General features: G+C 69.4%; 26 protein-coding genes. 11 read left to right on the top strand and 15 right to left on the bottom strand.

Features of this window, described 5'->3' with window-relative positions:
• Positions 1–2: 2 nt before the first annotated feature.
• Positions 3–959, bottom strand: a complete 957-nt coding sequence (locus NJQ99_RS14195; protein WP_269333528.1) for a polyprenyl synthetase family protein — start codon at positions 957–959, stop codon at positions 3–5.
• A gap of 187 nt (positions 960–1,146) precedes the next feature.
• On the opposite strand from NJQ99_RS14195, the gene NJQ99_RS14190 reads away from it, so the two are divergent.
• A complete protein-coding gene (locus tag NJQ99_RS14190) occupies positions 1,147–1,380 on the top strand; it encodes a putative signal transducing protein (RefSeq protein ID WP_269333527.1) in 234 nt (77 codons plus the stop codon).
• A complete protein-coding gene (locus NJQ99_RS14185) occupies positions 1,364–2,134 on the top strand; it encodes a tRNA1(Val) (adenine(37)-N6)-methyltransferase (protein WP_269333526.1) in 771 nt (256 codons plus the stop codon). The genes NJQ99_RS14190 and NJQ99_RS14185 overlap by 17 nt, the downstream gene beginning before the upstream one ends.
• Here NJQ99_RS14185 and NJQ99_RS14180 read toward each other — a convergent pair.
• From NJQ99_RS14180 to NJQ99_RS14155, 6 genes are all read right to left on the bottom strand, one after another.
• Positions 2,131–2,685 (bottom strand): hypothetical protein, encoded by a 555-nt coding sequence (locus NJQ99_RS14180; RefSeq protein WP_269333525.1) that lies wholly within the window; start codon positions 2,683–2,685, stop codon positions 2,131–2,133. The two genes, NJQ99_RS14185 and NJQ99_RS14180, sit on opposite strands and share 4 nt — an antisense overlap.
• A 70-nt stretch (positions 2,686–2,755) precedes the next feature.
• Positions 2,756–3,325 carry a hypothetical protein gene (locus tag NJQ99_RS14175; protein WP_269333524.1) on the bottom strand — a complete coding sequence of 190 codons (570 nt, stop codon included), beginning with the start codon at positions 3,323–3,325 and terminating at the stop codon, positions 2,756–2,758.
• Between the two features lie 81 nt (positions 3,326–3,406).
• Positions 3,407–3,982 (bottom strand): hypothetical protein, encoded by a 576-nt coding sequence (locus NJQ99_RS14170; protein ID WP_269333523.1) that lies wholly within the window; start codon positions 3,980–3,982, stop codon positions 3,407–3,409.
• A gap of 24 nt (positions 3,983–4,006) precedes the next feature.
• Complete coding sequence (locus tag NJQ99_RS14165; protein WP_269333522.1) at positions 4,007–4,603, bottom strand: hypothetical protein; 597 nt, start codon at positions 4,601–4,603, stop codon at positions 4,007–4,009.
• Between the two features lie 197 nt (positions 4,604–4,800).
• A complete protein-coding gene (locus NJQ99_RS14160; RefSeq protein ID WP_269333521.1) occupies positions 4,801–5,445 on the bottom strand; it encodes a hypothetical protein in 645 nt (214 codons plus the stop codon).
• A gap of 21 nt (positions 5,446–5,466) precedes the next feature.
• A complete protein-coding gene (locus NJQ99_RS14155) occupies positions 5,467–5,994 on the bottom strand; it encodes a hypothetical protein (protein WP_269333520.1) in 528 nt (175 codons plus the stop codon).
• Between the two features lie 281 nt (positions 5,995–6,275).
• On the opposite strand from NJQ99_RS14155, the gene NJQ99_RS14150 reads away from it, so the two are divergent.
• The 8 genes from NJQ99_RS14150 to NJQ99_RS14115 all read left to right on the top strand — a co-directional run bounded on the left by NJQ99_RS14150 (position 6,276) and on the right by NJQ99_RS14115 (position 15,570).
• Positions 6,276–7,097: a S49 family peptidase gene (locus NJQ99_RS14150; protein WP_269333519.1), complete on the top strand. Its 822-nt coding sequence runs from the start codon at positions 6,276–6,278 to the stop codon at positions 7,095–7,097.
• Between the two features lie 16 nt (positions 7,098–7,113).
• Positions 7,114–7,356 carry a hypothetical protein gene (locus NJQ99_RS14145; RefSeq protein WP_269333518.1) on the top strand — a complete coding sequence of 81 codons (243 nt, stop codon included), beginning with the start codon at positions 7,114–7,116 and terminating at the stop codon, positions 7,354–7,356.
• 145 nt (positions 7,357–7,501) lie between these two features.
• Positions 7,502–8,428 (top strand): glycine--tRNA ligase subunit alpha, encoded by a 927-nt coding sequence (locus NJQ99_RS14140; protein WP_269333517.1) that lies wholly within the window; start codon positions 7,502–7,504, stop codon positions 8,426–8,428.
• Positions 8,421–10,532 (top strand): glycine--tRNA ligase subunit beta, encoded by a 2,112-nt coding sequence (gene glyS / locus NJQ99_RS14135; protein ID WP_269333516.1) that lies wholly within the window; start codon positions 8,421–8,423, stop codon positions 10,530–10,532. The genes NJQ99_RS14140 and glyS overlap by 8 nt, the downstream gene beginning before the upstream one ends.
• Positions 10,533–10,583: 51 nt before the next feature.
• Complete coding sequence (gene ppdK, locus NJQ99_RS14130) at positions 10,584–13,259, top strand: pyruvate, phosphate dikinase (RefSeq protein WP_269333515.1); 2,676 nt, start codon at positions 10,584–10,586, stop codon at positions 13,257–13,259.
• An 8-nt stretch (positions 13,260–13,267) separates the two neighbouring features.
• On the top strand, positions 13,268–13,510 hold the full coding sequence (locus NJQ99_RS14125) for a hypothetical protein (RefSeq protein WP_269333514.1): 243 nt from the start codon (positions 13,268–13,270) through the stop codon (positions 13,508–13,510).
• Positions 13,511–13,514: 4 nt separating this feature from the next.
• On the top strand, positions 13,515–14,453 hold the full coding sequence (locus NJQ99_RS14120; protein ID WP_269333513.1) for an ArgK/MeaB family GTPase: 939 nt from the start codon (positions 13,515–13,517) through the stop codon (positions 14,451–14,453).
• Positions 14,454–15,033: 580 nt separating this feature from the next.
• The gene (locus tag NJQ99_RS14115; protein ID WP_269333512.1) at positions 15,034–15,570 is read left to right on the top strand and encodes a cell wall hydrolase; all 537 of its coding nucleotides are present in this window, start codon (positions 15,034–15,036) and stop codon (positions 15,568–15,570) included.
• A gap of 12 nt (positions 15,571–15,582) precedes the next feature.
• On the opposite strand, the gene nadC is transcribed toward NJQ99_RS14115, so the two are convergent.
• The 7 genes from nadC to ygfZ all read right to left on the bottom strand — a co-directional run bounded on the left by nadC (position 15,583) and on the right by ygfZ (position 22,366).
• On the bottom strand, positions 15,583–16,452 hold the full coding sequence (gene nadC, locus NJQ99_RS14110) for a carboxylating nicotinate-nucleotide diphosphorylase (protein ID WP_269333511.1): 870 nt from the start codon (positions 16,450–16,452) through the stop codon (positions 15,583–15,585).
• A 13-nt stretch (positions 16,453–16,465) separates the two neighbouring features.
• Positions 16,466–18,025 carry an L-aspartate oxidase gene (locus NJQ99_RS14105; protein WP_269333510.1) on the bottom strand — a complete coding sequence of 520 codons (1,560 nt, stop codon included), beginning with the start codon at positions 18,023–18,025 and terminating at the stop codon, positions 16,466–16,468.
• A gap of 70 nt (positions 18,026–18,095) precedes the next feature.
• Positions 18,096–19,118, bottom strand: coding sequence for a quinolinate synthase NadA (gene nadA / locus NJQ99_RS14100; protein ID WP_269333509.1), 1,023 nt, complete (start codon positions 19,116–19,118; stop codon positions 18,096–18,098).
• A gap of 213 nt (positions 19,119–19,331) precedes the next feature.
• Entirely contained in the window at positions 19,332–20,288 is a 957-nt protein-coding gene (locus tag NJQ99_RS14095; RefSeq protein ID WP_269333508.1) for an NUDIX hydrolase, read from the bottom strand.
• Position 20,289: 1 nt separating this feature from the next.
• Positions 20,290–20,856, bottom strand: coding sequence for an HD domain-containing protein (locus NJQ99_RS14090; protein WP_269333655.1), 567 nt, complete (start codon positions 20,854–20,856; stop codon positions 20,290–20,292).
• A gap of 35 nt (positions 20,857–20,891) precedes the next feature.
• Positions 20,892–21,488 (bottom strand): DNA-3-methyladenine glycosylase I, encoded by a 597-nt coding sequence (locus tag NJQ99_RS14085; RefSeq protein WP_269333507.1) that lies wholly within the window; start codon positions 21,486–21,488, stop codon positions 20,892–20,894.
• Positions 21,485–22,366, bottom strand: a complete 882-nt coding sequence (gene ygfZ, locus NJQ99_RS14080; RefSeq protein ID WP_269333506.1) for a CAF17-like 4Fe-4S cluster assembly/insertion protein YgfZ — start codon at positions 22,364–22,366, stop codon at positions 21,485–21,487. Before ygfZ ends, NJQ99_RS14085 begins: the two co-directional genes overlap by 4 nt.
• A gap of 111 nt (positions 22,367–22,477) precedes the next feature.
• Between ygfZ and NJQ99_RS14075 the strand changes: the two genes are divergently transcribed.
• On the top strand, positions 22,478–23,806 hold the full coding sequence (locus tag NJQ99_RS14075) for a dihydroorotase (protein WP_269333505.1): 1,329 nt from the start codon (positions 22,478–22,480) through the stop codon (positions 23,804–23,806).
• Positions 23,807–23,809: 3 nt separating this feature from the next.
• On the opposite strand, the gene NJQ99_RS14070 is transcribed toward NJQ99_RS14075, so the two are convergent.
• Entirely contained in the window at positions 23,810–24,313 is a 504-nt protein-coding gene (locus NJQ99_RS14070) for a class I SAM-dependent methyltransferase (RefSeq protein ID WP_269333504.1), read from the bottom strand.
• Positions 24,314–24,339: the final 26 nt, after the last annotated feature.

Genomic DNA, 24,339 nt, shown 5'->3' with positions numbered 1-24,339 from the left:
GTCTAGTAAGCGCGCTCGACGCAGAAATCGACGATGTCGGTCAGCACCTCGCGCTCCGGCATCGCGGGGAAGCCGCCGAGCGCCTGCTTGGCCGCCTCGCCATGCCGGCGGGCCGCCTCCACCGTGTCGGCCAGCGCGCCGCGCGCGGACATCAGTTCGATCGCCCGTTCCAGATCGCCTTCGCGCTGTTGCGTCGGGATCACCACGCGGGTCCAGAACGCCTTTTCCTCGGCAGTGCCGCGCGCGTGGGCAAGCAGCATGGGCAGCGTGACCTTGCCCTCGCGGAAATCGTCGCCCACGGACTTGCCGAGGGTCTCCGACGTACCGCCGTAGTCCAGCACGTCGTCGATCAGCTGGAAGGCGATGCCGAAGCTGCGGCCGTACGTGGCGAGCGCGCCCGCCTTCTCCTCCGGCAGGCCGGCAACCACGGCACCGACCTCGGTCGCGGCGGAGAAGAGGGCCGCCGTCTTGGCCGCGATCACCTGCATGTAGGTGTCTTCGGTCGTGGCGATGTTGTTGGTGGTGGTGAGCTGCATCACCTCGCCCTCCGCGATCACGGCGGAGGCGTTTGACAGGATGTCGAGGACGCGCAGCGAGCCCGTCTCGACCATCAGCTGGAAGGCGCGCGAGAACAGGAAGTCGCCGACGAGGACGCTCGGCTTGTTGCCCCAAAGGATGTTGGCCGCGGCCTTGCCCCGGCGCATGTCGCTGCCGTCGACGACGTCGTCGTGCAGAAGGGTGGCAGTGTGGATGAATTCCACGGTCGCGGCGAGCTTCACATGGTCCTGACCCGAATAGCCCGAGAGCCGCGCCGCCGCCAGCGTCAGCATGGGGCGCAGCCGCTTGCCGCCGGAATTGATAAGATGGCCCGCAAGGTCGGGAATCATGGGCACGCCGGAGCGCATGCGCTCCGCGATCAGCGCGTTCACCGCCTCCATGTCGCCGGCGACGAGCGCCATGAGCCGGTCTATCGGCGATGCCGACCGCCCCCGCCCGCGCGTCGTCTGCGCTGCATCTGCCAGACCCAAGGGATGTTCCTTCGTTGCCCCGTTTGATATGGCTGCACCATAGGGATGAGATGCGCGCGGAATCAAGTGGGCCACGATGGCGCCACGATGACGCAGCAGGAGCGGGAGGGCGGGCCAGATGATCGTGCTGATACGGACCAACGATCCCGTCACGCTGTCCTTCGCGGCCGACACGTTGCGCCAGGCGGGGATCGAGCCGCTTGTCCTCGATACGCACATGAGCGTGGTCGAAGGCTCGATCGGCGTCATTCCGCGCCGGATCGCGGTTGTCGACGAGGACGCCGCAGCGGCCCGCCGCGTGCTGGAGGAGGCAGGCCTCGCCGGGGAGATGGCCGGTGACAGCGGCGCCTGACCTGACCGAGGATCTGCTGATGGGCGGGCGCGTGCGCCTGCGCCAGCCGCGCGGGGGCTTGCGGGCGGGCAGCGACGCGCTGCTGCTTGCGGCCGCCGTGCCTCTGCCGGAGGCTGGCAGAGCCATGCGGGTTCTCGACGCCGGCTGCGGCGTGGGCACGGCGGGGCTTGCGCTGCTGGCGCGCGCCCGGGATGCCGGCGCGGAAGGCCTGTCCGTCACGGGGCTGGAGATCGAGCCGGCGCTGGCAGCCCTCGCCGATGAGAACGCGGCGGCGAACGGATGGGCCGCACGCATGACCGCGCTGTGCGGCGACCTCGGCGAGGATGCGGGCGGCATCGCGCCCAACGCCTTCGACGAGGTGATGACGAACCCGCCCTTCTTCGACCCGGCGAAGGGGCCCTCAGCGCCCGACCCTGTCCGTGCGCGTGCCCGCAGCGACGGGCCGCTCGGCATGGGCGGATGGATCGCGCGTGCCGCCCGTTTCGTCCGCCCGCGCGGGCGCCTGACCGTGATTCTGAGGGCGGAGCGGCTGGACGAGGCGCTGGCGGCGATTACCCCCGGCTTCGGCGGCATAGCCGTCTTTCCGCTGTGGCCCGCCGCGGACCAGCCCGCCAAGCGCGTCATCGTGCGGGCACGCAAGGGCGTGCGCACGCCCTTGCGGCTGTTGCCGGGCCTCGTCCTCCACGACCGCCCGGAACGCTACACGGCGGCCGCGGAGGAGGTGCTGCGCGAGGGGCGTGCGCTGGCGCTCTAGAACGCGCCCTGGCGCTGGCCGCCAAACAGGAAGCCCAGGATCATCAGGACCACCCCCCAGACCGCGCCGCCGAACTGCCCGATGGCGTCCGTGACGGCGCCGAGGTCGAAGTTCAGCCCCTTGTTCATGGCATCCTGCTGCTCCTGCGCAGCGCGGGCGACGGTGCGGATCTGGTCGCAGAGATGGTGCACGTTACCCAGCTGCGAAGGGGCGATGCCGAGGTTGGCGCAATTCCGCTCGATACGGGCGCAGATCTTCTCGGCTTCCGCAGCCTCCCGCTGGATGCCGTTCAGCAGGTTGTTGACGTAGCGCGTTTCGTTGGGATCTGCGATCGCGATTTCCTCGGCCAGGCGGTCCATGCGCACCTTGATGTTGCGCAGGGCGGTGATGTCGTCGAGGCAGGCCTTCACCGCGGGATCCTCGGGCGCGACGTTCGCGATCACGGCCGGTTCGGCCCCGGCGGTCGCGGGGGCGTCCGTGGGAAGAGCGAAGTCCTGCGGATAAGTATTGCCGGCATCTGCGGGAACGGAGCTGTAGGCACCTTCGAGCATCGTTTCGTTTCCTCCGGTTTCTCGAGTGGATGGACGGCAGGCTGCCCCGCCGTCCCTTGGGGTAAAGAGGTCAGACCGCGCCCGGGCGGCGGAAGAGCTGCTGAAGGAACCAGCCGAGCGCACCGCCAAAGGCTGCAAGGAGCCCGCCGATCCCGTCGGCAATGTTCGAAAGCAGGTTCATCATTGGTTGCAGGTCGATGCCGTTCGCGCCCTTCTGGTCGAGCTCCATGAGCAACCGGTCGGCCCGTTGCCCGAGTCGCTCGATCTGGTCGCAGAGGAGCTTCGCCTTTTGGATCTCCTGCTCGGACAAGCCTGACGATGGGTCGGAGCACATTGCCTCGAACGCGTAGCAGGTATTGGACGCCGCACTGGCGAGTCCGCGCACGTTGTTCAGGTGCATGCGGAGCGCATCATCGTCCCCATTCCTTTGGGCGGCGCGTACCGACGCCATCTCGGAGGCGATATGGCCCATCTGCCGCTCGAGCATTTCGAGCTGCATCTGGCAGAGACTGGGATCCTCTGCGGCGATCACGGTGGCGGATGCCGGGGCGGGATAGGCGGCAGAGAAGTCGCCGGGCAACGGGTCGACGTTCTGGGTGTAGCCCCAGGAAGCGGAGGAAGCGAAATCCGTAACGGTCATGGTCGAAGAACCTTCTGCGATGCGATGAGAGGGTTGGGGAAGAAGGGGTCGCAGCCGCAGCCGGGTTGCCCATGGGGCAGGTCAGACGGCACCCGGGCGGCGGAAGACCTGCTGAAGGAACCAGAGCGCGCCCATGCCGAGCGCGGTTCCAACCTGCTTCAGCCCGTCCCCGATGTTTGAGAGAAGCCCTACCATGGGCTCCAGATTGACGCCGCGGGGCCCCTCCTGTTCCAGCTGGAACAGCATCCGGTCCGCCATGCGCTCCGTCTGGTAGACGTCGTTACAAAGCCGGATGGCCTCCCGGCGTTCTTCGTCCGTCAGGTCGGAGTACGGGCCGCTACAAATCGCCTCGAAGGCCTGGCACGCGTCGGAGGCCAGAGCGGCGAGGGTGCGGACGCTGAGCAGCGCGTTGCGTAGCGCGGTCTTGTCGCCGTCCGCCTTGGCGCTCTCCGCAAGGCCCATGGAGAGGTTCATGCGGAACGAGAGGTCCTTGATGTAGTCGAGCTGGCTGCGGCAGAAGACGTCTTCTTCGTCCGCGTTGGCGATCAGGTCCGGCCCGCCCGCGGGCGCGGCCGCGAAGGCGGCGGCGAAATCGTCGCCGTTCACGTCTTCCGGCAGGTAAGGGAGCGAAGCCGTGGAGAGGTCGGTGGTCGTCATCTTTCTTCTCGCAGTGTTGGATGGTCAGAATGCGCCCTGGCGCTGGCCGCCGAGGAAGGCGGCAAGTCCGCTGAAGAGGGCCATGAGCAGGTCCACGCCACCGCCGAGCAGGTCGCCGATTTCGCCGAGGTCGATCTGAAGCCCGGGACGGCCCAGCGCGGCGAGGCCTTCCTCGGCGGCGTCGCCGATCTGTTCGAGCTTCCGGCAAAGGGCGGTGACCTTGATCTGGAGGTACATCGGAACCTCGCTCTCGAATGCGCAGTCGTTCCGGAAGCGGTCGCACAGCTCGCTTGCTGCGGCGGCAAGCTGGACGATCTGGCGCAGGATCTCCCGCATGTCGGCGGTGCGGCCGCCCTGGCGGGCGTCGTTCAGGCGCTCCTGGGCCGAGCCCATCAGACCCGCATACTGCAGGATCGAGGACATCAGGTCGTTGCAGGCGCTGGTCACGGATGAGGGTGCGACATTCGCGACGAGGGAGGCGGAGGGAGGCGTTTCCTGGCCGGCGGCGGGGGGCGCGATCACCGGAAAAGCGTCGTCGAACGGGACGCCTGCGCCCTGTCGGGAAAGCGGGTCGAGAAACATGACTGTGCTGGTGCCCCAGGTCTGCGGATGGTTTTCCATGCCAATCCGGCCGTCAGGCAGCGCGGTGCCATCCATCGCATCGGGGGAGGGCGCACCGGGGAACCTTCGGCCGTCATCGACGGCGGCGGCAAGGACCGTTCATGGAGGGTGCGGAGCGCAGCCTCCCGGTGCGTGCCGGGTTGGTATCGCAACCTACTGGCGATTTCAAGAGCCTGAGATTGCGGTACGGATTCTTCCTAGTTCTGCCACTGAGGGCCGCTCAGGGCGCGGCCTATCCCGCCCAGAATCTGAAGGACCTGGCCGAACACGGCGCCCGCAGTCTGGGCCAGGCCGCCGAGGTCGAATGCATTTCCCTGGCTCAGAGAGACGAGCCGCTTGTCGATTTCCTTTTCGACGTCCGCGAGGTCGCGGCAGGCGAGGCCGAGGCGGACCTGATCGCTCTCCGGCACGGCGGGCGAGCCCTGGCATCGCTGCGCGAACTCGCTGCAGGCTGCCTGCATGTCGACGATCATGTTCTTGGCCTTGATCAGCGCATCGCGTGCGAGGCCCGGATGGCCATTGCTCGCATACTGGTCGGCAAGCCTGATGAAGGTGAGGATGTTGTTCGACTTGATGGACATCTGCCGGGCGAGATCGGCGCAGGCGTCGCCGGGATTGCCCGGTCCACCGACGCCGTCGTTGCCGTTTCCGCCGCCGTTGTTCCGCTGGTAGTCGGGACCGCGCCTGCCGAACCACGGGAAGATGGCGACCTCCGTGCCGCCCTCGGGCTCAGAGGGCGCCGGGGCGCCGGCAGCATCGGGGCCGGCGAGATCGAGGCTGAAATCGTCGCCGCCGGGTGCGTCGAAACCTGAGAATGCGGATGCGTTCGCAATGCCGGTCATGGAGTGAGTTCCCTTTCGGTGTCAGTTCTGCCAGGCAGCGCCGCCGCCCAGCGCGCGGCCGATGCCGCCCACAAACCGGAGGATCCCCCAGAGCGCCTCGCCGATCGGGCGCAGGTCGATCGGCGTGCCCGTGTTCAGCTCTGCGAGCTTGCTGTCTATCTGCGCCTCTATGGACGAATAGGCGTTGCACATCATGGCGATGCGGAGCTGGTCGTCCTTCGTCACGCTGGGATTGTCCCGGCAGGCCTGGAAGTAGAGATTGCAGTCGTCCTGGAGATTTTGCGCCAGGTCCCGCGCCTCGACGAGCGCGATGCGCGCGGCCTGGGGGTGCCCCTGGCTTTCATAGAGCTCAGCAGCATCCAGATGACGCTGCAGCATCGTGGATTTTTTCAACATGTCCTGAGCGAAGTCGCGGCAGACCTCATCGGTTGTGCCGATGCTTGCGACCGCATCGCCGCCCGCATCGGGGCCGGCGAGGTCGAGGCTGAAGTCGTCGCCGCCCTGATCGCCGAAGCCGGTGAAGACAGGTGCGTTCGCGATGCCGGTCATGGATGTCTTCCTCGGCTGGTCTGGAAGTGGCGTGTGTCAGCAGAGGCAGGGCCCGTTTCCGGAGCGGTCCTTGTGTGCGGGAAGTCCAAGGAAACGCACGCGAACCGGCCGGCAGGGCAGTGCCTCTGGGCAAGGGGCCGTTCATGAGGGCCGCGAGGGCGCTCCGGCGTGCGGGGCGGCATCTAGCAAGAGTTCACCGGCGGGGCAAGCCCGATCCTTGCCGTGGGGCACCTCACCCCATACCTTCCGGCAGGCAAGTGTCCCATGGATGGAGTGCCCGCATGCCTTTCGGACTTTCCCTGCCGCGCGCACCCTTCGTGCCCGTGGTCCGGCTGACCGGCGCCATCGGGGCCGGCGGACGCTTCCGGCAGGGCTTCGATTTCGAGGCGGTCGTGGGCGCCATCGAAAAGGCGTTCGCCATGAAGCAGGCGCGCGCGGTGGCCTTCATCGTCAATTCGCCGGGCGGCTCGCCCGTGCAATCCTCGCTGATCTACAAGCGGATCAAGGCGCTGAAGACCGAGAAGGGCAAGCGCGTCTTCGTCTTCGTGGAGGACGTGGCGGCCTCGGGCGGTTACTATATCGCCTGCGCGGGCGACGAGATCTTCGTCGACGAAAGTTCCATCGTCGGCTCCATCGGCGTGATCTCGGCGGGCTTCGGCTTCCAGGACGCGATCGCGAAGCTGGGCGTCGAGCGGCGCGTGCATACGGCTGGCGAGAACAAGATGATGCTCGACCCCTTCCAGGCCGAGCGGGAGGAGGACGTCAACCGCCTGCTCGCGATCCAGGCGGAGGTGCACGAGACCTTCAAGCGCGTGGTCAGGGCCGCGCGCGGCAACCGGCTGAAGGACGAAGACCCGGATCTCTTCACCGGCGCGATCTGGGCCGGGCAGCGGGCGGTGGACGTCGGCCTCGCAGACGGGGTGGGGGACATTCGCAGCGTCCTGAGAGGGCGTTACGGGGACAAGCTCAAGCTCAAGGTGATCCCGACGCGGCCTACCGGGTGGCTCGCCCGCCGCCTCGGCATGGCCGGGCGCGAGGGGCTGGCGGGGGAGGCCCTCTCCGCGCTGGAGGCCCGCGCGCACTGGGCGCGGTTCGGGCTGTGACGGGGGACGCCGGGAGATGCTGAGCTTGCCGAAACTTCTGGTCCTGCTCGCCGTCGGCGGGCTCGTCTTCGGGATCTTGGCGCTTGCGGGCCGCGGCCGGAGAAAGAGCCCCAGGCCGGTCGGGAAGGCGCGCAAGCGGGAGGCGGAGAAGGCCCCGCCCGGCGTGGAGGACCTGACGGAATGCCCGGTCTGCGGCGTCTACGCCTCCGGCGCGTGCGAGCGGCCGGACTGCCCGCGCAACCCGCGGGCTGCAGCCTGAGCGCGCGATACACGCCCGGCGTGCAAGGCGCGTTTGCTTGACCGCACTCCGGCGCGGTCGCTAATGTGCGCCGCACAAATCCGGCCCGCCCGCCCGCGCCTTCGCGGGGGGCGGACCCTCACGAAAGAACGGACGCGCGGTGAGCATGGGCGACGGGACCTCTACGGGCCGGGGGGCGGACCGCTCCTTCCAGGGGCTGATCCTCGGGCTGCAGTCTTATTGGGCGCAGCAGGGCTGCGTGATCCTGCAGCCCTATGACATGGAGGTGGGCGCCGGCACCTTCCACCCGGCCACGACGCTGCGCGCGCTGGGCCCGCGCCCGTGGTCGGCGGCCTATGTCCAGCCGTCGCGCCGGCCCAAGGACGGCCGCTATGGCGAGAACCCGAACCGGCTGCAGCACTATTACCAGTTCCAGGTGATCCTGAAGCCGTCGCCGCCCGACATCCAGGAACTTTACCTGAAAAGCCTCGAGGTGCTGGGGATCGACCGGCGCAACCACGACATCCGCTTCGTGGAGGACGACTGGGAGAGCCCGACGCTGGGCGCCTGGGGCCTCGGCTGGGAGGTGTGGTGCGACGGGATGGAGGTGAGCCAGTTCACCTATTTCCAGCAGGTGTGCGGGATCGACTGCGCGCCGTGCTCGGGCGAGCTGACCTACGGGCTTGAGCGCCTGGCGATGTACGTGCAGGGCGTCGACAATGTCTACGACCTGGATTTCAACGGCAAGGGCGTGACTTACGGCGACGTCTTCAAGCAGACCGAGCAGGAGTATTCGCGCCACAATTTCGAGGCGGCGGACACCGAGACCCTGCTGCGCCATTTCGAGGACGCGGAGCGGATGTGCGCGCGCTATCTCGACGCGGGCGACCGGGGCGAGGGCAAGCGGCACCTGATGGTGCACCCGGCCTACGACCAGTGCATCAAGGCGAGCCACGTCTTCAACCTGCTGGACGCGCGCGGCGTCATCTCGGTGACGGAGCGGCAGTCCTACATCCTGCGGGTGCGCGAACTGGCGCGCGCCTGCGGCCTTGCCTATCTGCGGACCGAGCAGGGGGGCTTCGCCGATGCCTGAACTGCTGCTCGAACTCTTTTCCGAGGAAATCCCCGCCCGCATGCAGGCGCGCGCGGCCGAAGACCTGAAGAAACTCGTGACCGAAGGGCTGGCGGAAGCCGGGCTCTTCTACGAGGCGGCGGAAAGCTTCGCGGGACCGCGCCGGCTGACGCTGGTGGTCGCGGGGCTGCCCGCACGCGCGAAGGACACGGTGGAGGAGCGCCGGGGACCGCGCGCCGACGCACCGGAAAAGGCGATCCAGGGCTTTCTCGGCGCGACGGGCCTGACGCTCGACCGGCTCGAGCGGCGCGAAACCGACAAGGGCACGTTCCTGTTTGCGCGGATCGAGAAGACGGGCCGGGCCGCAACCGACGTGATCGCCGAGGTGGTGCCGCAGGCGGTGCGCAACTTCCCCTGGCCGAAGTCGATGCGTTGGGGGGCAGCGTCTGCGGATCCGGGCTCGCTGCGCTGGGTGCGGCCGCTGCAATCGGTGCTGTGCCTGCTGGCTGTCGACGGCGACGAGGCGACGGTCGTGCCGGTGGAGATCGACGGGATCGTCGGCGGCGACACGACGCGCGGCCACCGCATCCATTCGGACGGCCCGATCCGGGTCAAGCGGTTCGAGGACTATGTGGCGAAGCTGAAGGCCGCGCACGTGATCGTCGATGCGGCCGAGCGGCGCGAGCACATCGCGGGGGAGGCGAAGAACCTCGCCTTCGCGCGCGGGCTGGAACTGGTCGAGGACCAGGGCCTGCTAGACGAGGTCGCGGGCCTCGTCGAATGGCCGGTCGTGCTGATGGGCGAGGTGGCGGAGGCGTTCCGCGACCTGCCGCCGGAGGTGCTCGCCACCTCCATGCGCACGCACCAGAAGTTCTTCTCCGTCCGCGACCCGAAAACGGGCCGGATCACGAACTTCGTGACGGTCGCGAACCTCGACGCGGCGGATGGCGGCAAGGCCATCGTCGCGGGCAACGAGCGGGTGCTGGCCGCGCGCCTGTCGGATGCGCGCTTCTTCTGGGACGAGGACGTCAAGACCCCGCTCGAGACGCGGGTGGAGAAGCTGAAGTCCGTGACCTTCCACGCCAAACTCGGCACGCAGCATGAGCGGATGGAGCGGGTGCGCGCGCTCGCCGACGCCATCTCCGGCCTGATGCGGGAGCAGGGCATCGACCATTCGCACATGGCCGTGAGGCGCGCCGCCACGCTCGCCAAGGCCGACCTGCTGACCGAGATGGTGGGCGAGTTTCCGGAGCTTCAGGGCCTGATGGGCCGCTATTACGCCGGACTCCAGGGCGAGGCGGCGGAAGTGGCCGCCGCCATAGAGGAACATTACCGCCCGCAGGGCCCCAACGACGCGGTGCCGACCGCGCCCGTGTCTGTCGCCGTCGCGCTCGCCGACAAGATCGACACGCTGGTCGGCTTCTGGGCGATCGACGAGAAGCCGACAGGGTCCAAGGACCCTTACGCGCTGCGCCGCGCCGCGCTGGGCGTCATCCGGATCGTGCTGGAGAACGAGTTGCGGCTGAGGCTTCGCGGCATCTTCGAGGAGACGGAGTTCGCGCGCGACCGGCACGTGTCAGCGGCGGACACCGCCACGCTTGACGACCTCCTCGACTTCTTCGCCGACCGCCTCAAGGTGCATCTGCGCGGCGAGGGCGTGCGCCACGACGTGATCGCGGCGGTCTTCGCGCTGGGCGGGCAGGACGATCTCGTCAGCCTGGTCGCGCGGGCGAAGGCGCTGCAGGCCTTCCTCGACACCGACGACGGGGCGAACCTGCTCGCGGGCTACCGCCGGGCGGCGAACATCCTGCGGATCGAGGAGAAGAAGGACAAGGCCGCCTACGACGGCGCGCCGGATCCCGCACGCTTCACGCAGGACGAGGAACGCGCGCTGTTCGACCGCGTGGCCGAAGCCGCGGCCAGCGCCGACGCGGCCGCCGCGCGGGAGGATTTCGAGGGCGCGATGCGCGCGCTCGCCGCCGTGCGCGCGCCGGTCGACGCCTTCTTCGACAAGGTCACCGTCAATGCCGACGACGCGGGCGTGCGCGTCAACCGGCTCCATCTCCTGAACATGATCCGCGCCCGGCTCGACGCCATCGCCGACCTGTCGCGGATCGAGGGGTAGGGGGGCCGCGCGCCCGCCCGCAGATGCCCAGCAGCTAGGGAAGACAACACCATGACCAAGTGGGTTTACAGCTTTGGCGGCGGCGCGTCGGAGGGGGCGGCCGACATGCGCAACCTCCTCGGCGGCAAGGGCGCGAACCTTGCCGAGATGTCGAACCTGGGCCTTCCGGTGCCGCCGGGCTTCACCATCACCACCGAGGTGTGCACCCACTATTACGATAACGGCCAGACCTATCCGGCCGACCTCGAGGCGCAGGTCGAAGCCGCCATCGAGGCGGTCGAGGGCGTCGTCGGCAAGACCTTCGGCGACCCGAAGAACCCGCTGCTCGTGTCGGTCCGGTCGGGCGCGCGGGCGTCCATGCCGGGCATGATGGACACGGTCCTCAACCTCGGCCTCAACGACGAGACGGTGGAGGGGCTGGCGGCGCTGGGCGGCGACGCGCGCTTCGCCTGGGACAGCTACCGCCGCTTCGTCCAGATGTATTCCGACGTCGTGCTGGGCGTCGACCACGGCTTCTTCGAGGATGTGCTGGAAAGCTTCAAGGAGGAGCGGGACTTCGCCCTCGACACCGAACTGAGCGCCGAGGACTGGCAGGCCATCGTCGCGCGCTACAAGGAGATCGTGGCGGAGGAGACGGGCGAGGAGTTCCCGCAGGATCCCAAGACGCAGCTCTGGGGTGCGGTCGGCGCGGTGTTCTCAAGCTGGATGAACCAGCGCGCCATCACCTACCGCCGCCTGCATGCCATTCCGGCAAGCTGGGGCACGGCGGTCAATGTGCAAGCGATGGTCTTCGGCAACATGGGCGAGACGAGCGCGACAGGGGTCGCCTTCACCCGCAATCCGTCGACCGGCGCGAAGGAGTTCTACGGCGAATTCCTCATCAACGCGCAGGGCGAGGACGTCGTGGCCGGCATCCGCACGCCGCAGTCGCTGACCCGCGCCGCGCGCGAGGCGGCGGGCGAGGAAAAGCCCTCCATGGAGGAGGCGATGCCCGCGGCCTTCGCACAGCTTGTCGAGATCAAGGACCGGCTCGAGGCGCACTACCGCGACATGCAGGACATCGAGTTCACGGTGGAGCAGGGCCGCCTCTACATGCTGCAGACGCGGTCGGGCAAGCGCACGGCGAAGGCCGCGCTGAAGATCGCCGTCGACATGGCGTCGGAAGGCCTCATCACTGAGAAGGAGGCGGTCTCGCGCGTGGAGCCGTCCTCGCTCGACCAGCTTCTGCACCCGATGCTCGACCCGGATGCGGAGCGCGACGTGCTCGCCTCCGGCCTGCCGGCGTCGCCGGGCGCGGCCTCGGGCAAGATCGTGTTCACCGCCGACGAGGCCGAGGCCGCGAAGACTCGCGGCGAGCAGGTGATCCTTGTGCGCGTCGAGACGAGCCCCGAGGACATCCACGGCATGCACGCCGCCGAGGGCATCCTGACCACGCGCGGCGGCATGACGAGCCACGCGGCCGTGGTTGCCCGCGGCATGGGACGTCCTTGCGTCTCCGGCGCGGGTGGTCTCGTCGTCGACTACGCCAAGAAGACGCTGAGCGCGATGGGCCGCACGCTGCACGAGGGCGAGATCGTCACCATCGACGGCACGACGGGCCAGGTCATGGTAGGCGAGGTGAAGACCATCCAGCCGGAACTGACCGGCGACTTCGCGCACCTGATGACGTGGGCCGACAAGGTGCGCCGCATGAAGGTGCGCGCCAATGCCGAAACGCCGCTCGACGCCCGCACCGCGCGGGAGTTCGGGGCGGAGGGCATCGGCCTCTGCCGCACCGAGCACATGTTCTTCGACGAGGACCGCATCATCGCCGTGCGCGAGATGATCCTGGCCGAGAGCGAGGAGGGGCGCCGCCACGCGCTGTCGCGCCTGTTGCCGATGCAGCGCGACGACTTCATCGAGCTGTTCACGATCATGAAGGGCCTGCCGGTCACCATCCGCCTGCTGGACCCGCCGCTGCACGAGTTCCTGCCGCACACCGACGCGGAAATCGCGGAGGTGGCGCGCGCCGCGGGCGTACCGGCGGACGCGCTGCGCCGGCGGGCGAACGAGCTGTCCGAGACCAACCCGATGCTCGGCCATCGCGGCTGCCGCCTCGGCGTGACCTACCCGGAAATCTACGAGATGCAGGCCCGCGCCATCTTCGAGGCGGCGGTCGAGGCTGCGCGCCTGACGGGCGAGCCGGTGGAGCCGGAGGTGATGATCCCGCTCGTCGGCTTCCGGGCAGAGTTGGATTTCCTGAAGTCTCGCGTCGACGCGGTGGCGCAGGACGTGATGAAGGAGAACGGCGCGGAGATCCGCTATCTCGTCGGGACCATGATCGAGCTGCCGCGCGCCGCGATCCGCGCGTCCGAGATCGCGGAAACGGCGGAGTTCTTCTCCTTCGGCACCAACGACCTGACGCAGACGACGCTCGGCATCAGCCGCGACGACGCCGCGCGCTTCCTGACGGAGTACGAGCGGCGCGGCCTCATTCCGCACGATCCCTTCGTCACCATCGACCAGGACGGCGTGGGCGAGCTTGTCCGCATCGGCGTCGAGCGCGGGCGGACCGCGCGCGAGGGCCTGAAGTGCGGGATCTGCGGCGAGCATGGCGGCGACCCGGCCTCCATCGCCTTCTGCGAGGGCGTTGGCCTCGACTACGTATCCTGCTCGCCCTTCCGGGTGCCGATCGCGCGGCTGGCGGCGGCGCAGGCGACGCTCAAGGCGCTCGCCGTGAAGGACTGAGGCGGGCCATGTGGCGGCCGGCCTGGTATCTTCTCTGCGCCATCGCGGGCGGGCTTGCGGGCACGTCCTTCGGCGTGATGGGAAACCTCGTGCTGGTCGCCTTCGGCTGGGTTGCGGTCTATGTCGCGCGCGACAAGGGCACGCCCGCCGTGCTGGCCAATGTCGGGGCGCTCGACGGGGTTCTGGGGGCGGTCGTCTCCTTCGTCGCGCCGATCGTGCTGATCGCGGTGCAGCTTTCGGGCGGGGCGTGAGGCGATGGCGGGCGCCGATCTGCTCGCGGACCTGAAGGCGGGCGGAAAGCGCGCGCTGGCAGAGGCGCTCGCGCGGATCGAGCGTGTGCACGGGCAGGACGCGGAGGACGCGGAGCTGGCGGCGCTGCTCGATGCGGCCTTCGCGGGCGGAGAGGGGCATGTTCTCGGCCTCACCGGGCCGCCCGGCGTGGGCAAGTCGACGCTGACCAACGCGCTGGTGCGTGGCTGGCGCGAAAAGAGGCTGACGGTCGGCGTGATCGCGGTCGATCCTTCGTCGCGGACCTCCGGCGGAGCGCTGCTCGGCGACCGCACGCGCATTCAGACCGACCCGGAGGACCAGGGCGTCTTCGTCCGCTCCATGGCGGCGCGCGACCGGCTGGGCGGGCTTGCGGCCCTCTCGTTCCCGGCGGCTGTGCTGATGCGCGCCGTCTTCGACCGGGTGATCGTGGAAACCGTGGGCGTGGGCCAGTCGGAGACCGAGATCGCTGACCTCGCGGACACGGTCGCCATGTGCATCCAGCCGGGCTCCGGCGATTCCCTGCAGTTCATGAAGGCGGGAATCATGGAGGTGCCGGACATCGTCGTCGTGACCAAGGCCGACATGGGGGCCGCCGCCACGCGCGCCCGCGCCGATGTCGAGGGCGCGCTGAGCCTTGCTGCGCCCGGTGCGCAGGGCGCGGGCTGGCGCGTGCCCGTCCTGCTCGCATCGGCCGCGACAGGGCATGGAATTGGAGAGATACTCGATGCGGTCGAGGCGCACCGCACCCACGATCCGGGCGGGCTGCGGTCCCGCCGCCTCAGGCAGGCGGCGACGTGGCTCGAAGCCTCCGTGCGCGAACGCTTCGGGCGCGAGGGCGTACGCCGCATGGGCGTGCGCGACCCCGGTGCAGGCGGTCCCTTCGCGCGCGCGGCGGCTTTGGCCCGCACCCTTGCGGCCGGTTGAGCGGAAGCCGGGGCGGAATGCCCGCTTTCTCCTTCAGGGTCAATGTCGGCAGGGTTAACGCCTGAACAACCGTCCGGCGCACCGTCCGGTATCGCTGCAGACCAGCTTTGCAACGTTCGGGATGGTTAACGCAGACCGGTTTGCATGGTGGCAGGGGATCCGACGGGGGCGCCCACGCACCCGTGTCTTCCAGGCCATCATCCCAAGATAAAACGAAGAATCGGGCTGCATGGCAGTATCCCGGCGAGTATCCCGCCACTTTGGCCCGCCACTTGCTGGACTGGCTCAAAGCAACCGTGGGAGGTTGGGAGTCATGCCAAATCAAGACGTTAATCAAGCTTGCCATAATGTTGACGGAATTTGCTTGAAAGGGAGCGTCCGTTCCCTATTCTCCCGGAAGTGGTCACGAGGACCGCTGGGCAGGGTGGCGTGCGGCCAGCAGAAGCGGAAGGACCTGGCTCCCCGCGTGCAGCCGCCGGCAGAGAGGCATCCGTCTCGCCCCTGTCGCTTTGTGGTGAACAAAACGACTGAGTGCCCGATGCCTGACATGGACATGCATCGCGCTGTACGGCGCGCTCTGATGGCTTGTGCGTTTGCCGCCGGCGTGCTCGTTCTGGGCGCGGCGCAGGGGCCTGCCTTGGCCGACATCAAGCCGGTGACGGGGCACGATCCCGCGACCTGGATCGCCGAGGTGGAGACCAACTCCGCCAACGACCTGCATTGTCTCGCCACCGCGATCTATTTCGAGGCGCGCGGCGAACCCGTGGACGGTCAGGCCGGGGTGGCGGAAGTGATCCTGAACCGGGTTTCCAGCAAGCGCTTTCCGGACACGGTCTGCGACGTGGTCTACCAGGGGGCGCGGGCGGGCACGCGGGCCTGCCAGTTCTCCTTCGCCTGCGACGGCAAGCCGGAGACGGTCACCAACAAGCCGGCATGGCAGCGCGCGCGTGCGCTTGCCCGCGCGATCATGGAAGGCCGCACGCGGCACGTGACGGACCAGGCGCTCTATTTCCACGCGGATTATGTGGCGCCGTCCTGGGCGCGCCGCATGGTGCGGACGACGCAGATCGGGCGCCACATCTTTTACCGGGAACCGGACCGTACCGCCCTTCGCTGAGGCGGGTGGCCTTCAGACGGCGATGTCGAGGCCGAGGTCGAGCGCGCGGACCGAGTGGGTGAGTGCACCCGACGAGATGTAGTCGACGCCAGTCTTCGCGATCGCGCGCACGGTCTCCAGCCTGACATTGCCCGACGCCTCCACGACGGCGCGGCCGCCGATCGTCCGGACGCAGGCGCGCATCGTGTCGAGGTCCATGTTGTCGAGCATGATGACGTCCGCGCCCGCGGCCAGCGCCTCCTCGACCTGGGCGGGCGTGTCGCACTCCACCTCCACCTTCACGAGATGGCCGAGACCCGCCCGCGCGCGCGCGACCGCCGGGCCGATGCCGCCTGCGAGTGCGATGTGGTTGTCCTTGATGAGGACGGCGTCGTCGAGGCCGTGACGGTGGTTCGCGCCGCCGCCGAGGCGCACCGCGTGCTTTTCGACCGAGCGCAGGCCCGGCGTGGTCTTGCGGGTGCAGGTGATCCGCGCGCCCGTCCCCTCGACCGCATCGACCATCGCGCGCGTCGCCGTGGCGACGCCTGAGAGATGGCAGACGAAGTTGAGCGCCACACGCTCCGCCGTGAGCAGGCCGCGTGCAGGGCCCTCGACGCGCAGCACCTCACGGCCCTTGGCGATGCGTTCCCCATCCGCCGCGAGGCGGGTCAGGACGAGCGTGGGGTCGATCAGGCGAAAGGCCGTCTCGGCAAGGTCGAGGCCTGCCAGCACGCCGTCGGCCCGCGTCGCCATGACGGCGGCCCCGCGGGCGTCCGCGGGCACGGTGAGGTCGGTCGTGATGTCGCCGGTGTGTCCCAGGTCCTCGAGCAGGGCGGCGCGCACCAGCGGCTCGATCATGATGGCGGGCAGGTTCGGAACTGCGGTTCCGGCGGGTGCGGTCATCGACGGATCCTTTTCAGCGCTGGCCCAGCGCCCGCGCCTCGGCGAGCGTCATGGCGGTGCGGTGTGCGAAGGCGGTATCGGTCTCGGGGAAGTCGCTGCGGTAGTGGCCGCCGCGGCTTTCGGTACGGGCGAGCGCGCCCGCCGCGATCAGCCGTGCGGTCGCCAGCACGTTGAGCATCGGCAGGCTGTCCGTCGCGGCCTCGATCTCGCCGATGACGTGCAGCGCATGGGCAAGGCCCGCGGCGTCGCGCACCACGCCGACGTCGTGGGTCATCGTCTCTCGCAGGCGGGGCAGGTGGGCAGCGACCGCGTCCCAGTCCACCGGGCTGCTGATGGCCGCGATACCGGCGTTCGGCCTGCCCGCGGTCTCGCCCGCGTCGCGGGCGATGTCCTCGGCCACGTGGCCGCCGAACACGATGGATTCGAGCAGCGAGTTGGAGGCGAGCCGGTTCGCCCCGTGCGCGCCGGTCGAGGACACCTCGCCCACCGCCCAGAGACCCGCGAGGCTTGTCCGCCCGTACTCGTCCGTCAGGATGCCGCCCATGTGGTAGTGCTCCGCCGGGGCGACCGGGATCGGCTCCTTGACGGGGTCGACGCCCGCCGCGTGGCAATAGCCGGCGACGGTCGGAAACTGCGTCTCGATGCGCGCGCCCAGCACCTGGCGGGTGTCGAGATAGACGCGGCCGCCGCGCTTCAGTTCCGCGAAGATGCCGCGCGCGACCACGTCGCGGGGCCCAAGTTCGGCATCGGGGTGGATCGCGGTCATGAACCGCTCGCCACGCTCGTTGACGAGGATCGCGCCCTCGCCGCGCAGCGCCTCGGTCGCGAGCGGGGCGGGATCGCGGCCCACGTCGATGGCGGTGGGGTGGAACTGCACGAACTCCGGGTCGGCGACGACGGCACCGGCGCGCGCGGCCATGCCCAGTCCCTCGCCGCGCACGACGGCCGGGTTGGTCGTGACGCGGAAGAGCCCGCCGATTCCGCCGGTCGCAAGCACCGTTGCATGGGCGCGGATCAGGACGGGCTTCGTTCCGCCCGCCTCGACCGCGTGGATGCCCGCGACGCGCCCGTCGGCGACGGCAAGCTCCATCGCCACCATGTTCTCGATGACGCGGATCGAGGGACGCTTGGCGACGGCGGCGACGAGCGCGCCCATGATCGCCTTGCCCGCGCGGTCGCCCTGCACGCGCACGATCCGGTTGCGGCTGTGCGCGGCCTCCCGCCCGAAGACGAGATGACCCGAGGGATCGCGGTCGAAGGGCACGCCAAGCTCGATCAGGTCGGCGATGCGGTCGGGCGCCGTGCGGGTCAGGATCTCGACGATCTTGTGGGCCGCGATGCCGCCTGCGACCTTCTCGGTGTCGGCGGTGTGCAGGTCGGCGCTGTCGCCTTCGCCCATGGCAGCCGCGACGCCGCCCTGCGCCCACGCACTGGACGCGCCTTCCGAGAGGGGGGCGGCGGCGATCACCGTGACGCGGCGGTCGGTGGCGAGCTTCAGGGCGGTGAAGAGACCGGCGAGCCCTGCGCCGACGATCAGCGCCTCGCCACCATCGATCTGGTCGGGATAGGCCACGGGCGCGCGCTCCGTCGCTGTGAGGGGGAAAGGGAACTGCCCGCCCGGCTTGGCGCCGGCGCGGCTGCCCTCAGTGCGTCTTGTTGAAGTCGATCATGCGCTGGACAGCGCCGCGCGCGCGTTCGGCGATCTCGGGGTCGACGACGACCTCCTCCTTCATCTGCTCCAGCGCCTCCAGCACCTTCGGCAGCGTGATCCGCTTCATGTGCGGGCAAAGGTTGCAGGGGCGCATGAACTCTGTCCCGGGCAGTTCGGCCGCAACATTGTCGCCCATCGAGCATTCGGTCACCATCACGACCTGCGCCGGGCGGTGGTCCTTGACGTAGTTGATCATGCCCGAGGTGGAGCCCGCGAAATCCGCCTCCAGCACGACCTCAGGCGGGCACTCGGGGTGGGCGAGCACCATGACGCCGGGGTGGTGCTTGCGGAACTCCCGGATCTCGTCCGCCGAGAAGCGGTCGTGCACCTCGCACGAACCGGCCCAGGTGATGATGCGCTTGCCGGTCTCCCGCGCGACGTTCTTCGCAAGGTACTGGTCGGGGATCATGATGACCGTGTCGCTGTCGAGCGAGGCCACGATGTCGCGCGCGTTCGACGAGGTGCAGCAGATGTCGGTCTCGGCCTTCACCTCCGCACTCGTATTCACATAGGTGACGACCGGCACGCCCGGATACTTCTGGCGCAGCAGGCGTACGTCCGCCCCGGTAATCGAGGACGCCAGCGAGCAGCCCGCCCGCATGTCCGGGATCAGGACCGTCTTGTCGGGGTTCAGGATCTTCGAGGTTTCGGCCATGAAGTGCACGCCGCACTGCACGATCACCTGGGCGTCGGTCTTGGTCGCCTCGATGGCGAGTTGCAGGCTGTCGCCCACCACGTCCGCGATGCCGTGGAAGATGTCCGGCGTCATGTAGTTGTGAGCGAGGATGACCGCGTTGCGCTCCTTCTTCAGCGCGTTGATGCGCGCGATATAGGGCGCGAGGAAGGGCCATTCGGCCTCCGGCACGACGGTGCGCATCCGCTCGTAGATCTCGGCGGTGGCCGCCTCGACCTCGGGGGTGAATTCCAGCGTCTGCGGATCGGGCATCGCGGTCATGGTCGTTCCTCCGTGCCTCGGCCCCCTCACCCCCGCATGGGGATCGGTCGCGCCGTCACGATCCTAATTATGCTCATGTTGAGTATATTCAAGACCGCGAAAAACCGGCTCTTGAAGGCCGGTAAGGGTCAGAATAGGCCGCAAGACAACGCTGTCAAAGCGAAAATGCGCCCGGACGGGGCGGATGGGGGCAGCGGCGGGGCAGGGTTGCGCCTAGCGGGGGCCGAGCGTCGGGGAGACGCGCACACCGGTTGCCGGACGCTCCAGCAGCGCCTCACGCTTGAAACGGTGCTCGGCGGCGGGGCGGCCGGGACCGCGCGCGACGATGGCGCCCGTGGGCTCGACGAGGCCGGAGCGTTCGACATAGCGGCGGAAGTTCTGCTTGTGGAAGCCCGCACCCGTGACCGCCTCGACACAGCGCTGAAGCTCCAGCAGCGTGAAGGTCGCGGGCATCAGCTCGAACACGACGGGGCGGTACTTGAGCTTCGCGCGCAGCCGCCCTATCGCGGTCGCGAGGATGCGGCGGTGGTCGAAGGGCATGGGCCGGTCGGCGCCGAGGGGAGAGGGGCCGGACAGGGTCACGGTCCCTGCGTCGTCGCGCGCGCGTTCGCGCACGAGACCCGCCTCGTAGAGCAGTTCGTAGCGGTCGAGCACGCGCTCCTCGTCCCAGTCGAAGCCACCGCCGCCGAAACAGGCGTTGATGCGGGCGCGCCGCCGCTCCCGCCGGGCGGGCGTGGGGCCGTCTCCGGCCCAGGCGTCGAGCGCGGGCACGATGCGTTCGGCGATCAGCGCGGGCGGGCCCTTGCGCCAGTCCTCCCACGGCAGGAAGGCGTACCAGTCGGCCCAGCGCGCGCCGGTCTCTGCGGGCCGCGGCGCAGCACGGGTGAGCGCGAGATAGCCGACCGAGACGACGCGCACGTCCTCGCCCGGACCATGCCGCCCGCGGTCGCCGAAGGTGTAGAGCTGCTCAACATAGCCGAGGGGAAGCCGCGTCTGCTCCTCCACCCAGGTGCGCAGGCCAAGCTCCAGCGTGCGGTGCGCCTGCGGGTCGAAGGGTCCGAACGGCAGGCCGGCCTCGCCGCCCGCTTCGGCATGGGGCACGGTCAGCACCTGCGGCCGGTCACCGTCGACCGACACGATCACCGCGTTGAGGTCGATCAGGACGTCCATCTCAGCCGCCCGTGCCTTGCGCGCCGCCGAGTGCGGTGAAGCGCGCGAGGAAGAGCGCGTGCGCCTCACCCGGCGGGCGGGGCGTCATGTCGGGGGCGGGCACCAGCGGCTTGCCGAAGAAGCCCTTCGCCTCGTCCTCCGAGAAACCCGCAAGGTGCGTCGCCTCGAAATAGGCGGCCTGCAGGTCGGCCTGCTTGAGCAGCTTCGCGACGTGCGCGGGGGGGTGCGGGGGCAGGCCGAAGCGGATGTGGATGGCCGCCTCCAGCCGCCGCTCGAACGCCTTGTAGTCGATGCCGACGGCGGCCTTGAACGGGCTGATGAGGTCGCCGATGACGTATTCGGCGGCGTCGTGCAAAAGCGCCGCCAGCCGCCAGCGCCGGTCGAGCGCGGGCGACAGGCGGCCCGCGATTTCCTCCACGATCACGCAATGCTGCGCGACGGAGAAGGAGAACGCGCCCCGCGTCTGGCCGTTCCAGCGCGCAACGCGGGAAAGGCCGTGGGCGATATCCTCGATCTCCACGTCGAGGGGGGAGGGGTCGAGCAGGTCGAGACGGCGGCCCGACAGCATCCGTTGCCAGGCGCGCTTCGCATTGGCGGACCGGGTCACGGCCGCACGCTCCCGAGGCGGCGCACCTCTTCGGCGCGCGGGCAGGTTGCGAGATGGTCGTTGACGAGGCCCGTCGCCTGCATGACCGCATAGACGATGGTCGGACCGCAGAAGCGGAAGCCGGCGGCCTTCAGGCGCTTCGACAGGTCACGGCTTTCGGGCGTCTCCGCGGGGACATGGGCGATCGTCTCCGGCAGGTTCTGGCGCGGGGCGTGATCGACCGTCTCCCACATCATGCGGGCGAACGGCTCAGCCCCGCCCAGGTCGAGCCAGGCGCGGGCATTGCCTACGGTCGCCTCGATCTTGCCGCGGTGGCGCACGATGCCCGGATCGGCGAGCAGGCGGGCGATGTCGTTCTCCCCCCAGCGGGCGACGACCTCCGGGTCGAAGCCCTGGAAGGCGCGGCGGAAGTTCTCCCGCTTGCGCAGGATGGTGATCCAGGCGAGGCCCGCCTGGAAGCCGTCGAGGACCAGCTTCTCGAACAGCGCGCGGCCGTCACGCTCCGGCACGCCCCATTCGGTGTCGTGATAGGCGACGTAAAGCGGGTCGTCGCCGCACCAGGGGCAGCGGCCTGGGGCCTCGGCGCCGGTCATGCGGCCGATCCCGTCAGCGCGGGTGCGAGCCAGCCCGGCGCCACCATGTGCGCGGTCAGGCCATCTGCGGTCACGGTCTCCGCATCCTCCCAGCGGTCGAGGCGGACGAGGCCGATGCCCCGCCCGTCGAGCGCGGAGGTCACGGTGCCCGCTTCCTTCTCCCCTGCCATGAGGGCGGTGCCGGGTTCCGGCGTCCCGCCGTCGAAGGAGAGGGGCACGAGGCGCTTGCGCAGCACGGTCTTGTGGTGCATGCGCGCCGTCACCTCCTGCCCGACATAGCAGCCCTTGCGGAAATCGACGCCGTTCAGCAGCGCGGCGTTGGCCTCCAGCCAGAAGGTCTCGTCGGCGCGGATGTCGTCGGGCGCCTCCGGCACGCCAAGGGCGAGGCGGTGGCGCGTCCAGTCCTCGGCCGTCGCGGGTTCCGCCGCCGCGAGTGCGGCCTCGACATCGGCGCGCGCGCCGTAGAGCCGGTAGCCGAGATCGGGCAGGCGCGGGTCGGGCAGCACGCGCAGGTCGGGGTTCTCGCGCCCGGCAGCCTCGGCGATTGCGCCGGCGTCCGCGCCCCAGAGCAGGCCCACCGCGATCTCCGGCATCTCGCCGATCTCCGCCTTCGCGCGCAGGCGGTAGAGAGCGAGACGGCGGGCAAGGTCGGGGAGCCTGTCCGCCTCGGCGTCGAGCAGGACCGCGTCGTTCCACCAGGCGAGGATCATGTCGAACAGAACCTTGCCTTGCGGGGAGAGCAGGGCGGCATAGACCGGCGTCTCGGGCCCCAGCCGCCCGACGTCATTAGTCAGGATGCCTTGCAGGAAAGTCCGCGCGTCCGGTCCGCGGACGGCCAGCATGGCCCTGCGGGTGTCGATCAGTCCGGATGCAGTCATGGAATGCCTCTTCCCTCTTGCGCTTTCAGTCGCCAAATCGTTGCACGTCACGTATGAAACGCCTCGGGATGGGGAAAGGTCCCCGCGGCCTTGCTAAGCGGAGATTGCACCATGGCACAGAGTTTCGATCTTTTGATCCGCGGCGGCACCGTGGTCAACCACGACGGTATCGGACAGGCCGACGTCGGCGTCCGCGACGGGCGGATCGCGGCGATCGGCAACCTTTCACAGGCAAGCGCGGGTGAGACGGTCGACGCCGTGGGACTGCACGTCCTGCCGGGCGTGATCGACACGCAGGTGCACTTCCGCGAGCCCGGAAACGAGCATAAGGAAGACCTGGAGACGGGGTCGCGCTGCGCGGTGGCGGGCGGGGTCACGGCGGTGTTCGAGATGCCGAACACCAAGCCCTCCACGACGACGGCGGAGGCGCTGGCCGACAAGGTGACCCGCGCGCGCGACCGCATGTTCTGCGACTTCGCCTTCTATGTCGGGGCGAACGGGGAGAATGCGCCGGAACTGCCGGATCTCGAGCGCCAGCCGGGCTGCTGCGGGGTGAAGATCTTCATGGGATCGTCCACGGGCAGCCTGCTCGTGTCGGAGGATGCGCCGCTGCTGGAGACGCTGAAATCCGGCCATCGCCGCGTCGCTGTGCATTGCGAGGACGAGCCGCGACTAATCGAGCGCAAGGCGGAGGCGCGCGAGGGCAAGCCCGGCACGCATCCGGTCTGGCGCGACGTGGAGAGCGCGTTCAAGGCGACGCGCCGCCTGATCGCGCTGGCGCGGGAGGCCCACCGGCGCGTGCACGTGCTGCATGTCACGACGGCGGAGGAAATGGCCTATCTCGCCGATCACAAGGACATCGCGACGGTCGAGACGACGCCGCAGCACCTGACGCTCGCCGCGCCGGATTGCTACGACCGGCTCGGCACCTACGCCCAGATGAACCCGCCGATCCGCGAAGCGCACCACCGCGACGCGCTGTGGCAGGCCGTGCGGGCCGGGATCGTGGACGTGATCGGCTCCGACCACGCGCCGCACACGAAGGAGGAGAAGGCCCAGACCTATCCCGCGAGCCCGTCGGGCATGCCGGGCGTGCAGACGCTGCTGCCGCTGCTGCTCGACCATTGCGCGAACGGGCGGCTGACGCTGCAGCGCCTCGTGGACCTTACGTCGCACAGCGCGCAGCGGGTCTTCAACATCTGTGGCAAGGGCCGGCTCGCGGTCGGCTGGGACGCGGATTTCACCCTCGTCGACCTGAAGGCCGCCCGCGAGATCACCGAGGACTGGAACGAAAGCCGCTGCGGCTGGACGCCCTTCGCCGGGCAGACGGTCAAGGGCTGGCCCGTCGGCACGATCATCCGCGGTCGCAAGGCGATGTGGGAGGGCGAGATCGCGGCAAAGGCGAACGGTGCGCCGGTCCGCTTCCTCGAGACGCTCTGACGTTCAGCCGCGGTCGGGCCCCGAGGCCATGTAGAGGTAGTAGCGGCCGGCCGGAACCGCGTCCGGCATGGGCAGTACCGTGAGGCGCGTCGACCGCAGCCACTGGTCGGAGACGACAAGGCCGCCGCGCGCCATGATCTGCGGCAGCGTCTTCTCGAGGAAGGCGCGGATGCGGCGGTTCACCTCGTCGTCCGGCGTGCCGATGTCCAGATGGGCCAGCGCGGCGGGCGCGGGCAGCCAGTCCTTCGCCTTGCCCAGCGTCTCCTCGATCTCGCCGAGGACCAGGTGATCCTCGTCGGGCACGCAGGCCGGGTGGGCGTTCAGCGTGCGGTCGAAGGCGAAGATCTCCCGCCCCGGAAACAGCCCGCGCAGATGGTCGTAGGTGCGTCCGTTGCCGAGACCGACCTCGAGGACCGGGCCTGGCAGCGCCTTCAGCCGCTCCGGCATCGTGTTCAGGATGTCGCGCTGTGCGGACAACCGGCGGATGACGCTGTCGAGGCGGCTCATGCGGGGCGGTTTCCTTCTTGTCTTGC

This window comes from Futiania mangrovi (genome assembly GCF_024158125.1).
In the GTDB taxonomy this organism is placed as follows: domain Bacteria; phylum Pseudomonadota; class Alphaproteobacteria; order Futianiales; family Futianiaceae; genus Futiania; species Futiania mangrovi.
Note: the sequence above shows the minus strand (reverse complement) of the source record. Positions and strands in the feature narration are given on the sequence as shown.

Coding starts and splice junctions, on each gene's coding strand:
- NJQ99_RS14195 (WP_269333528.1), bottom strand. CDS start 959: ATGGCGCTCGTCGCCGGCGACATGGAGGCGGTGAACGCGCTGATCGCG.
- NJQ99_RS14190 (WP_269333527.1), top strand. CDS start 1,147: ATGATCGTGCTGATACGGACCAACGATCCCGTCACGCTGTCCTTCGCG.
- NJQ99_RS14180 (WP_269333525.1), bottom strand. CDS start 2,685: ATGCTCGAAGGTGCCTACAGCTCCGTTCCCGCAGATGCCGGCAATACT.
- NJQ99_RS14175 (WP_269333524.1), bottom strand. CDS start 3,325: ATGACCGTTACGGATTTCGCTTCCTCCGCTTCCTGGGGCTACACCCAG.
- NJQ99_RS14170 (WP_269333523.1), bottom strand. CDS start 3,982: ATGACGACCACCGACCTCTCCACGGCTTCGCTCCCTTACCTGCCGGAA.
- NJQ99_RS14165 (WP_269333522.1), bottom strand. CDS start 4,603: ATGGAAAACCATCCGCAGACCTGGGGCACCAGCACAGTCATGTTTCTC.
- NJQ99_RS14160 (WP_269333521.1), bottom strand. CDS start 5,445: ATGACCGGCATTGCGAACGCATCCGCATTCTCAGGTTTCGACGCACCC.
- NJQ99_RS14155 (WP_269333520.1), bottom strand. CDS start 5,994: ATGACCGGCATCGCGAACGCACCTGTCTTCACCGGCTTCGGCGATCAG.
- NJQ99_RS14150 (WP_269333519.1), top strand. CDS start 6,276: ATGCCTTTCGGACTTTCCCTGCCGCGCGCACCCTTCGTGCCCGTGGTC.
- NJQ99_RS14145 (WP_269333518.1), top strand. CDS start 7,114: ATGCTGAGCTTGCCGAAACTTCTGGTCCTGCTCGCCGTCGGCGGGCTC.
- NJQ99_RS14140 (WP_269333517.1), top strand. CDS start 7,502: ATGGGCGACGGGACCTCTACGGGCCGGGGGGCGGACCGCTCCTTCCAG.
- glyS (WP_269333516.1), top strand. CDS start 8,421: ATGCCTGAACTGCTGCTCGAACTCTTTTCCGAGGAAATCCCCGCCCGC.
- ppdK (WP_269333515.1), top strand. CDS start 10,584: ATGACCAAGTGGGTTTACAGCTTTGGCGGCGGCGCGTCGGAGGGGGCG.
- NJQ99_RS14125 (WP_269333514.1), top strand. CDS start 13,268: ATGTGGCGGCCGGCCTGGTATCTTCTCTGCGCCATCGCGGGCGGGCTT.
- NJQ99_RS14120 (WP_269333513.1), top strand. CDS start 13,515: ATGGCGGGCGCCGATCTGCTCGCGGACCTGAAGGCGGGCGGAAAGCGC.
- NJQ99_RS14115 (WP_269333512.1), top strand. CDS start 15,034: ATGGCTTGTGCGTTTGCCGCCGGCGTGCTCGTTCTGGGCGCGGCGCAG.
- nadC (WP_269333511.1), bottom strand. CDS start 16,452: ATGACCGCACCCGCCGGAACCGCAGTTCCGAACCTGCCCGCCATCATG.
- nadA (WP_269333509.1), bottom strand. CDS start 19,118: ATGACCGCGATGCCCGATCCGCAGACGCTGGAATTCACCCCCGAGGTC.
- NJQ99_RS14095 (WP_269333508.1), bottom strand. CDS start 20,288: ATGGACGTCCTGATCGACCTCAACGCGGTGATCGTGTCGGTCGACGGT.
- NJQ99_RS14090 (WP_269333655.1), bottom strand. CDS start 20,856: ATGCTGTCGGGCCGCCGTCTCGACCTGCTCGACCCCTCCCCCCTCGAC.
- NJQ99_RS14085 (WP_269333507.1), bottom strand. CDS start 21,488: ATGACCGGCGCCGAGGCCCCAGGCCGCTGCCCCTGGTGCGGCGACGAC.
- ygfZ (WP_269333506.1), bottom strand. CDS start 22,366: ATGACTGCATCCGGACTGATCGACACCCGCAGGGCCATGCTGGCCGTC.
- NJQ99_RS14075 (WP_269333505.1), top strand. CDS start 22,478: ATGGCACAGAGTTTCGATCTTTTGATCCGCGGCGGCACCGTGGTCAAC.
- NJQ99_RS14070 (WP_269333504.1), bottom strand. CDS start 24,313: ATGAGCCGCCTCGACAGCGTCATCCGCCGGTTGTCCGCACAGCGCGAC.